This is a genomic window from Leptolyngbya sp. NIES-2104 (assembly GCF_001485215.1).
Lineage (GTDB): Bacteria > Cyanobacteriota > Cyanobacteriia > Leptolyngbyales > Leptolyngbyaceae > Leptolyngbya.
The window spans coordinates 2,832,148-2,845,687 of sequence record NZ_BBWW01000001.1; the positions used below are offsets into that span (position 1 = coordinate 2,832,148).

Genomic DNA, 13,540 nt, shown 5'->3' on the forward strand with positions numbered 1-13,540 from the left:
TCTAAACACATCGGAGATCAACTCATGGCACGTCGATGTCAACTCACTGGCAAAAAAGCCAACAACGCGATGGCAGTGTCCCACTCGCACCGCCGCACCAAAAAGCTTCAAGAAGTCAACCTCCAGGTCAAGCGCATCTGGTGGGAAAGCGGCAAACGCTTTGTAAAACTTCGTCTTTCGACCAAAGCAATCAAAACCTTAGAACACAAGAGCCTCGAAGCTTTTGCTAAAGAAGCAGGCATCGATCTCAGCCGCCTGTAGATTCGACTCACAACTCAGTAGGCAGATTCGCAATACTTGATTTTTACACCGCAAGGATTGATTCTCCGATCGCTTAGGTGTTCCTGCGGTGCTGTCTAAACTCTTTAAACTGGGGTAAGCCATAGCTTGACCCCAGTTTTGTTGTCTTCAGGCTAAAATTTCCATCTTTGATACCATTCCCCGCTCAGATGGGTACTATATCCGCATTACACGTTTTCTCACTTTGACGAATTCGATTCACCGTCATCAGCACGGCGATCCTCGAACTCACAACTCCCGGAAACCTCTGAGATTTGATCACGTCCTCCGTAGCCTACCGGAGTCCCACTCCGAAGACCGCTAACGAGAAGCGCGTGACTTCTCGGATGCCCCTGCTTTCGATTATGAAGACAGTAGAAGGAGCAACTCAACAAAGATAGAGTTTTGATGAACTTCAAAATTTCTATCTTGACCATTTCACGGGCACTGATCGGACGATATCTAGTAATAGGTTTCGTCGATTTAGCATTAGTTGCCCTTGCGAATGCTCATCTTGCGATCGTGAATTCCCCTTCCGATCGAGTTTCGCACGATCGTCACTTTTGTTTCTGCCAACTCAGCAGCTATGTCAAATCGCAAACTCTCCCTCCAGGGCTTCTTCCACAACTTGGGAAGACTCTACCGCAAGATTACAAAATCCTTTATTACCAGAGTTCTTCGCTACGTTCTCTTCTATCAACGTCGCGGCAAACTTTCGACCGCAGGTTTCATCTTGCCGACCACAGTTCTGCTGATTTTGGTCGTAGCGCTGACTGTTGGCGCTCTCACCTTCCGCGCCTACAACCGCAACGTCCAGGTCATCGGGGAAGCGCAACAGCGAGTCATCTACAACGCTGCGACCCCCGCCATCGATCGCGCCCGCTCCAAACTCGAATTCTTGTTCGATGCCACAAAAGACACCCGATTGCCAGGCGGTATCCCCTCGCAATCCACCTTAGAAGCCATGCTGCTCAACAATGGCACGACCCGCAAAGATGGCGAGACCTTTTCGGTTCTTCCCTACAAGGATGCAGCGGGTAACCAAGTTGATGCTTACACCTTCCCAGACGAAAAGCGGATCGACATTAACAAAGATGGCAAAGAAGATAATGCTTGGTATTTCCGCTCCGACACCGACGGTAACGGTACTATCGACGACAAAGATTCCACGATCGTTTACTCAATTATTCTGAATTCGCCCTCAGATCCCACAAACCCCGCGAAGTCACTGGCAACAACACTACTTGAACTCGACGATACAGCCAAAGCAAACGGAAAATGGGTCAGACAAGCACCGCTCAGCGTAGACGGTGCATTAGGCTGCGTCACGAATCCAGGAGGTGGCAACGCAGGTCCTGATGGCTGGTTTGAGGACAAAACTTCAACCGCGATTTTGCGAAAGAACTTCCAGGTAGATGCCCTCGTGGTTCCAGGTAATTCAGGAGGAACGAAAGCAACTTTGGAGTTCACTCAAGATCGTCAACTCGATCGAGGCAACAAATGGGGTGCTTGGTTCCGCCACGACTTGGAAATCTATCCGGGTGTTAACTTCAGATGGAACGGAGCGATGCACACCGAAGGAAGCTTAATTGTTGGCGACAGCACCGTCACAGCTTACCTGATTAGTTCCCCAAATTCTTGTCTGTACAATCCACCTTCTAACTCTGAAATTACGGTTACTGATGTACAGGGAGGCACCGCGAAAAACGACCTCCTTGGACTTGTGGCAGCAGGGAATGTGAAAAATGGAAATACAACAGGGAGTGCCAGCGTTCACCTTCACAGTAGTACTCCGGGTACAGGAAGCAGTGTAGCAACGCTTAACAACTCTACAGCTTCAAGCAAAGCTCCAAATCCATTCCACATCACTCTCGATCCAGAGACTGTTCTGCTTGAGAATGGTTATACCAACGTTCCCATACCTACTAGCAAGACCGATCGTAACAATCGTAATGAGGGTACAAACGGTAATCTAAGTACTGCTAACAAAAACCTTCCTGAATTTGGAAAACAAGGTTTTCCACAGCGAATCTTCGCTCAGTCTGCACCAACTCCCTATGTCGATGACTTATACCGAGCAGACGATCTTTGGGGTCCGAAGCCCAAATACGGTAGAGATTCGAGTGAAGCGGTGCCAGAGGGTCAGTCTGGTAAAGCCATTCCCGCAGATAAGCTCAATCTTATTAACAATGATGTTCCCTCTGAAGATACAGAGGCTTCTGGTGTCGGCTTAGACGGATACTGGGAACGCCGTGCACGAGTGCGGGGTCTGAGAATTCTCGTCGGACAGCGCCTAGAACTAGGCAATCTATTCACTTGGTACACTCCAACTAAAAGCAGCAGTAGTGATAATTACGTTGGCTACAGCGGCACTGCTGCGGCACAACTTGATCAAAACGCATATGAGTATGAGGGCGATCCGCTCTACCCCCCAACCGTCAAACCTTACCCTACCGCTTCTGCAACCGATCGTACTTTTCACAGCGATCTCCAACGTCGAACCTTGAGAGATAACTTATCTGCGGTTCAGAGCACAGCAATCTATCATGCTTCTGCCGATGCTCAGAGAGACTATCCCATCGCTTGTCTTGCAACAACTTCGCATCCAGGGACACTCTGGACGCTTCGGCAAGCAATTACTTTCCGCCCGTCTGTTTTCTCAGGCATGGATGCGAGTGGGGCACTGACCTCAGCTTCTCTTTTAACGAACTTCTTCACAGGAGTTGGAACAAACGGTTGGGAGTTTGAGCCGCCAGCCGGAACTTATGACAACTTCGTTACACAGGTACAATCCACGACATCTTCTCTCCGCAAAGCGCTACAAAACTTGGCGAACTTTGCAGGAGACCATCAAGAAATTCCCGGTAATGGTCTGAAAAGCGGAGCCTTCCCACCAACACCCAACGACACTATAATTCACCCTCATCCAGCGCTTTCAATGTGGGGGAATTATTCCAATCTGAAACGAGCACTCAAGAACTTGAGCGATCGTGGTAACGATTTTAACCAACTCAGCATTTCAGACAAAACCTACATTCAAACCGCAGCTTGTACGCTTGGGATGTTGGCTTACAACATCAATGAGATTCAGAAGTTTGATCCAAGTGCAATTTCGGGAACCGAAGTTCCGAACGATCGAGCTTTGGGGGGGAACAGAGAAAGAAGACTCATGGCAAAGCTGGGACGCGATCTCTGGCAGCTAATGAATGGTAGAAACGATGGTTCCACAAGCGGTGATCCAGAAGTACTGCCTCGTGAGCAGCTTGCAACTTATGCCTATAACCAGACTGGGAATTATGATGCCAACAAAGGCTCCTACAACCCAGCAGATTATGAAAAGGTTTCTCCTGAAGCATTTATCGCTGCCCTTAGACAGTACTTACTCGCTACGGGCAGGGCATCGGACAATTCGCGACTGAGACCGGATCATCCGGAATTCATTGAAGAAATGCGGATGGCTGAGATTATCATGCTCAATCATCAGATTCGCCGCGATCGTACTTTTGGTTTCAAACCCTCGCGGAGATTCGGTAAGTATGCTGTCTCACCGTCAGGAGTACTCAAGCCAGTTGAAATGGCAACGGCATGTGACCCTGATCAGTTCATCTTCAACAATAGAGATGCAAATAGAGATGGGGATCTTGAAAGTGATACGCGAAACGCTCTTGGTCTCATCTCTACTCCCTCAACCGTGCTGAGTTCCGGTGGCTTAACTGCCGCTAACCCTACCGATTACTCCACGGTCTTCCCCAGACCTGTTCTTAGCACGAACCCTACTGACACTGTCGGTCGCTCTCTATCCCAGTACCGACTCGCGCTATCCAGGCTCTGTGGCACACTTGCACCTGACCCTTCTGTTCCTCCTGACCCTCCTAAGCCTCCTGAACAGGCTCTTGTGTTGCCTAAGTTCCCTGCACTCTACTATCTGTTTCCAGAAGTACCCCATGACTACAATGGTGACAACATCCCTGCTAGTCCCTATGACCATTCCCAACCGCAGGATGAGCCATACACCGCACCTTATGTTGCGGGTGATTCGACAAAAGATAACTATGTCGGATTGATTAATGCTCAGTTTGAGCCGATCGACAACACACGAGCAGCAGGTCGGGCAGGCTATCCGAGCGTACCCTTTACTATTCCTTCGGCGAATGCAACCTATAATGAATTGAGCCGTAAACCTGAGGCTAATCCAGGCAATCTCAACGAATCTATCCGAGTGTTTCCAGTTCCAGACTTGTCGGTTCGTGCGATCGCCCTAACTCCTCGCTCCCTCGACAACTCATCTCCGAACAAGTGGAGGCTTCCGTATCTCAATTCGCCTAGACAGTACAACACTACTACGGCAAGCAACACCTTTAGAACTTCTGCTAGTGCATCAGGCACTCACACAGACGACAAAGCAAACTTCTCAACGAATCTGATTCTGAAAGAAGATCTAACACCAATTGCAGTGCCATTCCTCGATCGAGCGTTCTTCGATGGACGACAGCTAATGCTAACCCGTACTTTAGACATTGATCTGGGTATGCTTCGTGGCACTAGATTGGGCTGGAGAGATGAAACTACGAGTGTTTGGACTCCAGCAAGAAATGATGTTTGGCTTCCAATTAGTGGGATCGTCTATGCCTTCCGAGAAGATGCGGTTCGAGAAGATGGGATCTCTAGACCGACTTGTGCAGCCACAGCAACAACCTGTGACATGAACCTGCAAAATCCTGCAAGTCCAACTGATCCGAGAGTCAGACCGATTAACTCAACCAGAACGACGCTCAGTCCTGGTGAAAATGGCATCTCGACTAAATCGATCGACCCATTTCCCGATCCTGATCGGCGAATTTACGGCTTCCGCCTCCGCAATGGTGTTCAAGTGATGCGAAACCGCGCCTTTGAAGGAACAGGCGGCTTCATCAATGCAGCTGACAATAACAAAGGTCTATCGTTCTTTACCGACCAGCCCGTCTACATTCACGGGAACTTCAACCTGCATCAGGATGGTAATGACAACACGATGGGCACGATTTTAGAGGAGTTCACTGATGTATTAGATGCAAATTACACCAACTTCTACACTCGTCGGACTCCAAGTAACGATTTTGCAAAGTCAGGTCGCGATCGCTGGCGACCCTCAGAAATCTTGGCAGATAGTATCACCATCTTGTCAAACGGCTTCTGTGACGGCTCGATCATTGATACCTTCCTACAATACAACAATACGGGCAATGCCCTTGTACAGGCATTTGGCACAGGTACATACCCTGTTCCTGACGCGGGAATGGTAAACGTTTCATCGATTACAGGTGCTGCTTCAAATCGAAGCTACTATCACATGCCCGATGAGGGACTGTTTGATCCAGGTTGTGTCAGGTCGAGCTACACGTCTTTTCACAATCAGAACCGTCCAGCTAACCAACTGGAAACTACAACGGGTAGCACTGTATTTAGATGGGATTGGGTGCGAGAAAACTCCCGGTATGATGCAGTCGCAAACCGTCGTGCAAATGGTTCGGGTATGACAGACGACAACACAACTGGACATTGGGTTGATCTGACTGCTCCAGTAAAAATCTCGCGCTCTGGACAGCCTCTTGTTGTTCGTCCTAGCCAAATCACCGCACCTGTTAGCGATGTACGAATTAATGGACTTCGCCCACCGATTCCGCCGATTCCATACAATGTTCTATTCCCCACGCAGGCATATTTTGGCTACGGAAACAATAACGGTGGATCTGGTGCGTCCTTTAACGACAACGATCGATACCTAGCCAATGTTGGTGCTCTCGAAACACGAGTCAACACGATCTTCGTGAGCGGTATCAGTCCATCTCGACCTAATCAAGGATACGGAGGCTTGCACAACTTCCCCCGATTCATTGAGAACTGGGAGAAAAATGCGAGTGACAGCAGGATAAGCCCGCCAACCACTCTACACTTTGGAGGTTCGTTGATTCAACTGAGCTACACCAACTATGCGACTTCTCCCTTTGAACTTGAAAATCTAGAGCCGTTGCGTAGTTCAGATCCATCGCCAGCGACCGCTACCAACGAAAACATCATGTACTACAGAGCGCCTACACGACGCTGGGGGTACGATGTGGCTCTGCAATTTAGTCCAGCAAGCCCTGCCGCTGCTCGTTTTGTAACAGCAGGCAAAAATCGAAGCGAATACTACGTTGAACCTCCCGCAAACGACCCTTACATCGCGAATCTCTGTGAGGCTGTAAAAGCAAGAACCGAACTTAATCTCAATACCAATTGTCCGAGAAGAGGAAGTTAGGATGTTACTAGATTTCACTGAGGAGAAGATGACTTCCTCTACCCAAGAACGGAAACCGCTGCTCGCCCTGCTTCAGAAAACTGCGATCGCGAAAAGCACAAATCAGGGCTTAACGTTGATTGAAGGGTTACTAGCGATCGTCATTATTGCAATCACGATGGTCAGTATTACTCCACCGATCTTCTGGGCAGTAGCATCACGGGTTCAAACGCAGCGAGCAGAGCAAGCTCTGAAACTTGCCCAGGGCGAGATCGATCGCGTTCGCACGATTATCGATCGCGGTAAAGACAGAACAACAACGTTTCTGCCTCCTGTAGTAAGTGGCAATGTTAGAGACAGTGCCACGGTTGCGGCTCCCAATAATGCTGGAACAGGTGTGATATCCACAAGAAGTTGTAGCGGGACAGTTGCTACATTACCGCCAGCAAATGCTGCAACCTTTGTCCAAATCGATACGAACGGGGACTGCACCGCTGACTATCTCCTGCAAACGTTTCGTAGTCAAGGACTTGATGAAAGAGGAAACGCATTTACAGGAGCCAGCGGACAGACTCTCTCAGGCTTTGTTATGGGGGTTCGGGTGTATTCCACTGTCGCACGAGCTGAACTGACTGCGGGAAGAGGCAGTACGCAACCTGCTTCTCTGCGAGGAACAAACGGGCTGGGCAATCAGCTTAACCGTCCATTAGCAGTTTTGTATTCCACGATCGTTCGCAGCAATGAAGGTCAGAACCTAGAAATCTACCGCAAACTCTGTCCAGCAAACAACCCAACAACTGGAAGCTGCTAGTACTTTTCACTCTCTCATGGTAAGAACATGGTCAAAACACTCCTGAAGCGATATCGAAAGTTTCGCTTCCTTGCTACTCGCACAGAAAGAGGCTTTACTCTTTTAGAACTTCTCGTTGCAATGGTTGTCGCTGGCTTAATTTCTGCTGGGTTGCTGTTTATGGTTGTGCAACTCATTCAGACGAATTTGCGCGAAGCTGCTCGCAGTGATACTCAGCGGGATTTGCAGTCTGCGATCGACTACATAGCCCGTGATGTTCGTGAGGCTGTATTTGTCTATGATGCGACTTGCCTTCTCGATCGACCTTCAGGGGCGGATGCTGCTCGCTGTCCAGGTCTAAGAAGCTATCTACCTGCTGCGATTACCGAGTCGAGTAACAACATTCCAGTTTTGGCATTCTGGCGACTTGATCCACTGCCGGGACAAAGTGCTCCGCCAACCGAATTTCGCAAGCTGTGTAAAGACCAAGCTGCTGCCTATTCACGATCTGGCAATTTGCCTACGGTGATTGAGGGGGTGCCTTGTTTGTCTGGGCAAATATACACGCTGGTTGTCTACTCGTTGAACAATGATCCGAGTAGAACCATTTCACAAGGTCGCGCCAGAATCATGCGATATGAGTTACCGCAATTTACATCCGGTAGCCTTCCGTCTAGCCCGACCTCCTCTCCAACTGCCACTCAGGGATGGGTTAGTCCGAGAGCAAGAGTCTTGACAAGTACCGGTTCAAAAGAAACAAGCTTTTTGTCTTGGCCCGTCAATAAGTCATCGCTTCTTGGTGGAACGCTAGATAGTTTACAAACAGCTAGACCCACTGGTTCGGGTGATCCGTTGACCGATTTTGTAGATTGGTTTGGACTATACGAGGCATCGAGTCGGGGACGCGCTCCAGAAATTTCGGAGATGGTGTTAACTCCAGCAAACGGAAGCGCAGTTGCAAACGATCCGCCGCGAGGGTTCTATGTCTATGTTAGAGGAGGAAATGAACAGGGCGATCTGAATCAGGAGGTTATCATTCGGATTCAGGGAGATGCAGCAGGCAGACCAGGCATTCCAAATATTGGCTCACTGAATCGTCCTATCGCGCCGATCTCTCTGGAAACTCGCGTCCTGACTCGTGGTGTCACCAACAAAACGCAGTAGTGCCTCATACTCCATCTAAAATTTATGAAAAGGCAAAGTTCTTTCAATCTCCGTCCTGTAACGAGCGGTTTTACCCTCATTGAAGTATTAGTGGTTGTCATACTCATTGGGGTGCTATTCGCGATCGCGGCTCCAAGTTGGGTGGCATTTCTCAATCAGCAACGAGTGGGATCGGCTCGAAGTCAAGTCTCTCAAGCGATTCGATCGGCTCAATCCGAAGCAAAACGCACGAAATCCAGTCGTGCGATTGTTTTTGATAATAATAGTAATCGACCCCGGTATGCGATCGTTCCTGCACCGGACAGTCCTTCTCCGACGACTCCGATTGACATTTCCAGAATCACCAATTGGCAAAGTCTGGGAGATGGAAACATTCAACGGGGTACGATTCGCCTCTCTGTTGATCAAGGATCTGATGCGGCTAGACCGCCACTCCTGGTTTTCGATGCTTATGGGAGTGTGGTTCTTACAGCTCTACCCAGTCGGTTGCCTTACACGATTACGATTGGTGCAACCTCTAGCACAAATCCGAGGCGGTGTGTTGCAGTTGCAACCATTCTGGGAGCGATGAGAGAAGGTGCAGACAAAACCGCAAGTGAGAGCGATGGCTGTCCACCAAATCGAGTCTAATCGTATTTGAAATGAAGGGTCTTGACAAGGCTCAGAATTGAGAGAATTTAGTGACATTGCTTGATTTGCTATTGTGATGAACGACGATAGGGACAAGATTCGGATGAGACGATCGAGAGTTATTCAAGCAATGTTGCTCAGTTTAAATCAAGGGCAGTCCAAAGGATTCACGCTTCTGGAGGCGATCACCGCAGTCGTACTAATTGGGATTTTGGCTGCGATCGCGGCTCCAAGCTGGCAAGCCCTGATAGACGCTCAGCGGTTAAATGCAGCAAGAAATCAAGCCGTGACTGCTTTGAATGACGCGAAAACTCGTGCCAAGCGCCAGCATGTTACTTACGAAGTCGGTTTTCGTCAACAAGAGCAGCAGGCGCAGTGGGCAGTCTACCCGGTTGGGGCAGATCCGTCCAAGCAGAATTGGCAGAATCTACAGAATGGCGTGAAACTGCTGGACAGACCAGATACCACAATGGCGAAGAAAGATGAGATTTACCGGATTCAGTTTAATCATCAAGGGGAGACGAATGCACAATTGGGGAAAGTGACCTTTGCTGTGATGTCGGGAAGTTCGATTAAACGCTGCGCGATCGTATCTAACCTCCTCGGCACAATTCGAGAAGGCGAGAACAAGCCGAATCGACGCGATAATCCCTGTGAATGATGGTTTTTACCGCTTCATGGTCTGCGTTTTTTGGCGATCGAGCTTGAATATGAGAGCGGAGAGCGGAGGAAGACAGAGATCGATCGAGTAAGAGTGGTTGTGGTATGCCCATTCGTCCGTCCATTTGCCGCCAAGATTGCCCATGTTGCTGCCTCCAAATTCACGGGCATCGCTGTTGAGCAATTCAGTGTAGAAGCCAGGTTCTGGAACCCCGACGCGGTAATGGCTGTGGGGCTGGGGAGTAAAATTACAGACTGCGACAATGAAGTTGTCTGAGCCTTTATCACGACGAATGAATGAAACGACACTATGGCGATTGTCGCTACAGTCAATCCATTCAAATCCTTCTTCTGCAAAGTCTTGGGCGAAAAGTGAAGGTTCAGACTGATAGAGTGAATTCAATGCGGTGAGGAAGTGCTTCAGTTTCTCGTGAGGCTCGAATTGAAGAAGATGCCAGTCGAGATCGCCCCAAACATTCCATTCGTTCCACTGTCCAAATTCCATGCTCATGAACAGGGTCTTTTTGCCGGGGTGAGCGAACATATAGCCGTATAAGCAGCGCAAATTGGCGAACTTTTGCCATTCGTCTCCTGGCATTTTGCCGATCATGTTGCTCTTGCCGTGGACGACTTCATCATGGGACAGTGCCAGCATGAAGTTTTCGCTGTGGTGATACCAGATGCTAAAGGTGAGATTGTTCTGGTGGAATTGGCGGAACCACGGGTCCATGTGGAAATAGTCCAGCATGTCGTGCATCCAACCCATGTTCCATTTGAGGTTGAAGCCTAAGCCGCCAACGTAGGTGGGCCAAGAAACCATGGGCCAAGAAGTGGATTCTTCAGCGATCGACAAACTTCCTGGAAAATAGCTAAACACAAGATGGTTCATTTGCCGGAGAAAATCAGCCGCTTCGATGTTTTCTCGTCCGCCGTATTGGTTTGTAACCCATTCTCCGTCTTTACGGCAGTAATCGAGGTAGAGCATGGAAGCGACGGCATCAACGCGAATTCCGTCGATGTGGTATTTGTCGAACCAGAATAGAGCGTTGGCAACGAGATAGTTGCGAACTTCGTTGCGCCCGTAGTTGAAGACAAGTGTGCCCCATTCTTTGTGTTCGCCTTTGCGCGGGTCGGCGTGTTCGTAGAGGTGAGTGCCATCGAAAAAGGCGAGACCGTGACCGTCTTTAGGGAAGTGACCGGGAACCCAGTCTACGATGACTCCGATGCCGTTGAGGTGGCATTGATCGACGAAGTACATGAAGTCTTGGGGAGTGCCGTAGCGAGATGTGCAGGCGTAGTGCCCGACAACTTGGTAGCCCCAGGAACCGTCGAAGGGATGTTCAGCGATCGGTAAAAGTTCAATGTGAGTGAAGCCGAGTTCTTTGACGTAGGGGATGAGTTTTTCGGCGAGTTCTCGGTAGGTCAGGAAACGTGCGCCCGGTTTGAGTTCGGAGACGAGGACGGGGGGGAAGGTTTCTCCGCTGGCGAGTTTGGCGGGTTCGGCGGAAGAGGCATGAAGCCAAGAGCCGACGTGAACTTCGTAGACCGAGATCGGTTGGGTGAGCGGTTCGGTGTGGCGACGCTGTTCGAGCCAGTCTTGGTCGTTCCAGGTGTAATCAGTTAAGTCGGTGACGATCGAGGCTGTTTTTGGGCGAACTTCTTGCTGGAAGCCGTAGGGGTCGGATTTTTCGTAGATGTGTCCGGCTTGGTTCTTGATTTCATATTTGTAGTGGGTGCCGTAGCCGAGTTCGGGGATGAAGAGTTCCCAGACTCCGGTGGAGCCGCGCCGCATTTGGTGCTGTCGTCCGTCCCAGAGATTGAAGTCACCGAGGACTGAGACGTTACGGGCGTTGGGTGCCCAGAGCGCGAAATAGACACCGGAAATGCCGTTTTGAGTGGTGACGTGTGCGCCGAGTTTTTCGTAGATGCGGTGGTGGTTGCCTTCGGTGAAGAGGTGAAGGTCGAACTCGGTTAGGAACGGAGAACGGAAGGCGTAAGGGTCGTAGATGACGCGATCGTGTTCGCCGTGTTTGATGCGAAGTTGGTAGTTCGCGAGTTCGGCAACCTCGATCGTGCATTCAAAAAAGTGGGGATGATGCAGCGATCTCATTGGGTATTCGGAACGCGATTCGGGCAGGATGACGGATACGGCTTCGGCTTGGGGTTGGTAGGCTCTGACGACCCAGACGGTTTTGCCGTCTTGCTCGATCGGATGCGGACCTAGCACTTCAAAGGGATCATGATGCTGGTTGCCTATAATCCGTTCAATCTGGTCTGGGGCGATCGTCATCGACATGAAGCTACCTACCTTAAATCGGTTGTGTTAACGAATTTAGAATCGGAACGTTAAATGTAAAAGTTCTGTAATAAACCGTAGCAAATCCTTGCCAAAGTCTCAATTTATTTGTCTACTGCGTTCTTGTGCATCATAAACAGGATTGGGGAAGTTAATGCAGTTTCGCATAAAAGAACTCCCAACTTGCACGATCGCAGGTCGGGAGTCGGATTCAATCAAAATCGGATGAAATCAGGCGCTACCCGTGAACGTCACTTCGGGAAACTTTGATTGTGCTTCTGCCATTGGGCGATTCTTGCCTTCTTCTTGCCAGTAGTTGATCACTTCGGTGGCTTTGTTGAGCAATTCCACTCGATCGACTTCTGTAATCCAATGCTTTTTCTCTAATTCGGTCTTGAGTTGTTCCCAGGCATCGTTGCGGGGCCAGAAGAAATAAGAAGTCAGCGGGCTAGTTCCCTTACCCACAACTTGATCCACTGCCAACGCAACATTTTCATCGAGCCACAGTACTTTTAGAATAAACTTCGTCAAATCCTAACCTCCAGCGCAGTCCCAAGCTTGAAATATTACGATCAGCTATTCTACCGCACAGTTTCGGTAGATGATGGAAATTGCTTAAAAGCGAGGGAAAGTATGGTGGCGGCTGTGGTGTTTGATATTGATGGAGTGGTGCGAGATGTGGGGGGATCGTATCGTCGGGCGCTGGCGGATACGGTCGAACATTTTACGGCGGATCGATATCGTCCTTCGTCGCAGGAGATTGATGCGCTGAAGGGTGAAGGAATTTGGAATAACGATTGGGAAGCGTCGCAGGAGTTGATTTGTCGGTATTTCGAGGCGCAGGGGGAGGATCGCGATCGCTTAGATTTGGCGTATTCGACGATCGTGCAGTTTTTTCAGTCACGGTATCGAGGGACTGATCCGATTCATTGGAATGGCTACATTTGCGAAGAGCCGTTGCTGTTGGAGAAGGCTTATTTAGATGGATTGACCGCAGCAGGAATTCGATGGGGGTTCTTTAGTGGGGCGACTCAGGGATCGGCTCGGTATGTGTTGGAAAAACGGTTGGGATTAGAGGCTCCGGTGTTGATTGCGATGGAGGATGCGCCGGGAAAGCCTGACCCGACGGGGTTGTTTTTGACGTTGGAACGGTTGGGAGAGGCAGAAGACGCAGTGATTTACGTCGGGGACACGGTGGCGGATATGTATACGATCGTGCAAGCGAGAGAAATTCAGCCAGAGCGATCGTGGATTGGAGTCGGAGTTTTACCGCCCCATGTGCAGGGAACGGAGGCGCGGAAATCCGACTATCGAGAGACACTGTTGCAGGCAGGAGCGGCGATCGTGTTCGATAACGTGCAAGAATTAACGCCGGAAGCGGTGAAGCAGTTAGTTGCAAAGAATTGATTGCAATGGATATCGCATTTGATTTAACTAACGTGCTGCTTGTCGTTAGATCCGTCTG

At 49.7% G+C, this 13,540-nt stretch carries 9 protein-coding genes; 7 read left to right on the forward strand and 2 right to left on the reverse strand.

The genetic code is table 11. The annotated features are described in order from the left end of the window. Window positions 1-24: 24 nt before the first annotated feature. From rpmB to NIES2104_RS13235, 6 genes are all read left to right on the forward strand, one after another. On the forward strand, window positions 25-261 hold the full coding sequence (rpmB, locus tag NIES2104_RS13205; RefSeq protein ID WP_058998641.1) for a 50S ribosomal protein L28: 237 nt from the start codon (window positions 25-27) through the stop codon (window positions 259-261). A gap of 604 nt (window positions 262-865) precedes the next feature. After that, entirely contained in the window at window positions 866-6,556 is a 5,691-nt protein-coding gene (gene hpsA, locus NIES2104_RS13215) for a hormogonium polysaccharide biosynthesis protein HpsA (protein ID WP_156426949.1), read from the forward strand. Between the two features lie 28 nt (window positions 6,557-6,584). Then, a complete protein-coding gene (locus tag NIES2104_RS13220; RefSeq protein ID WP_156426950.1) occupies window positions 6,585-7,346 on the forward strand; it encodes a type II secretion system protein in 762 nt (253 codons plus the stop codon). 27 nt (window positions 7,347-7,373) lie between these two features. Then, window positions 7,374-8,489: a prepilin-type N-terminal cleavage/methylation domain-containing protein gene (locus NIES2104_RS13225; protein ID WP_058998645.1), complete on the forward strand. Its 1,116-nt coding sequence runs from the start codon at window positions 7,374-7,376 to the stop codon at window positions 8,487-8,489. A 24-nt stretch (window positions 8,490-8,513) separates the two neighbouring features. After that, window positions 8,514-9,119: a Tfp pilus assembly protein FimT/FimU gene (locus NIES2104_RS13230; protein ID WP_058998646.1), complete on the forward strand. Its 606-nt coding sequence runs from the start codon at window positions 8,514-8,516 to the stop codon at window positions 9,117-9,119. A gap of 76 nt (window positions 9,120-9,195) precedes the next feature. After that, window positions 9,196-9,780: a Tfp pilus assembly protein FimT/FimU gene (locus NIES2104_RS13235; protein WP_082689986.1), complete on the forward strand. Its 585-nt coding sequence runs from the start codon at window positions 9,196-9,198 to the stop codon at window positions 9,778-9,780. Window positions 9,781-9,786: 6 nt separating this feature from the next. On the opposite strand, the gene glgB is transcribed toward NIES2104_RS13235, so the two are convergent. Together glgB and NIES2104_RS13245 are read right to left on the reverse strand one after the other, a co-directional pair. Next, window positions 9,787-12,075: a 1,4-alpha-glucan branching enzyme gene (glgB, locus tag NIES2104_RS13240; RefSeq protein ID WP_058998648.1), complete on the reverse strand. Its 2,289-nt coding sequence runs from the start codon at window positions 12,073-12,075 to the stop codon at window positions 9,787-9,789. Between the two features lie 231 nt (window positions 12,076-12,306). Further along, window positions 12,307-12,606 (reverse strand): 30S ribosomal protein PSRP-3, encoded by a 300-nt coding sequence (locus tag NIES2104_RS13245; protein WP_058998649.1) that lies wholly within the window; start codon window positions 12,604-12,606, stop codon window positions 12,307-12,309. 27 nt (window positions 12,607-12,633) lie between these two features. Between NIES2104_RS13245 and NIES2104_RS13250 the strand changes: the two genes are divergently transcribed. Continuing rightward, a complete protein-coding gene (locus tag NIES2104_RS13250) occupies window positions 12,634-13,482 on the forward strand; it encodes a TIGR01548 family HAD-type hydrolase (RefSeq protein ID WP_339375122.1) in 849 nt (282 codons plus the stop codon). Window positions 13,483-13,540 lie beyond the last annotated feature (58 nt).

Excerpts from the sequence above, each read along its gene's own strand:
- NIES2104_RS13225 (WP_058998645.1), top strand. The coding sequence starts at position 7,374 with ATGGTCAAAACACTCCTGAAGCGATATCGAAAGTTTCGCTTCCTTGCT.
- hpsA (WP_156426949.1), top strand. The coding sequence starts at position 866 with ATGTCAAATCGCAAACTCTCCCTCCAGGGCTTCTTCCACAACTTGGGA.
- NIES2104_RS13235 (WP_082689986.1), top strand. The coding sequence starts at position 9,196 with ATGAACGACGATAGGGACAAGATTCGGATGAGACGATCGAGAGTTATT.
- glgB (WP_058998648.1), bottom strand. The coding sequence starts at position 12,075 with ATGTCGATGACGATCGCCCCAGACCAGATTGAACGGATTATAGGCAAC.
- rpmB (WP_058998641.1), top strand. The coding sequence starts at position 25 with ATGGCACGTCGATGTCAACTCACTGGCAAAAAAGCCAACAACGCGATG.
- NIES2104_RS13220 (WP_156426950.1), top strand. The coding sequence starts at position 6,585 with ATGACTTCCTCTACCCAAGAACGGAAACCGCTGCTCGCCCTGCTTCAG.
- NIES2104_RS13230 (WP_058998646.1), top strand. The coding sequence starts at position 8,514 with ATGAAAAGGCAAAGTTCTTTCAATCTCCGTCCTGTAACGAGCGGTTTT.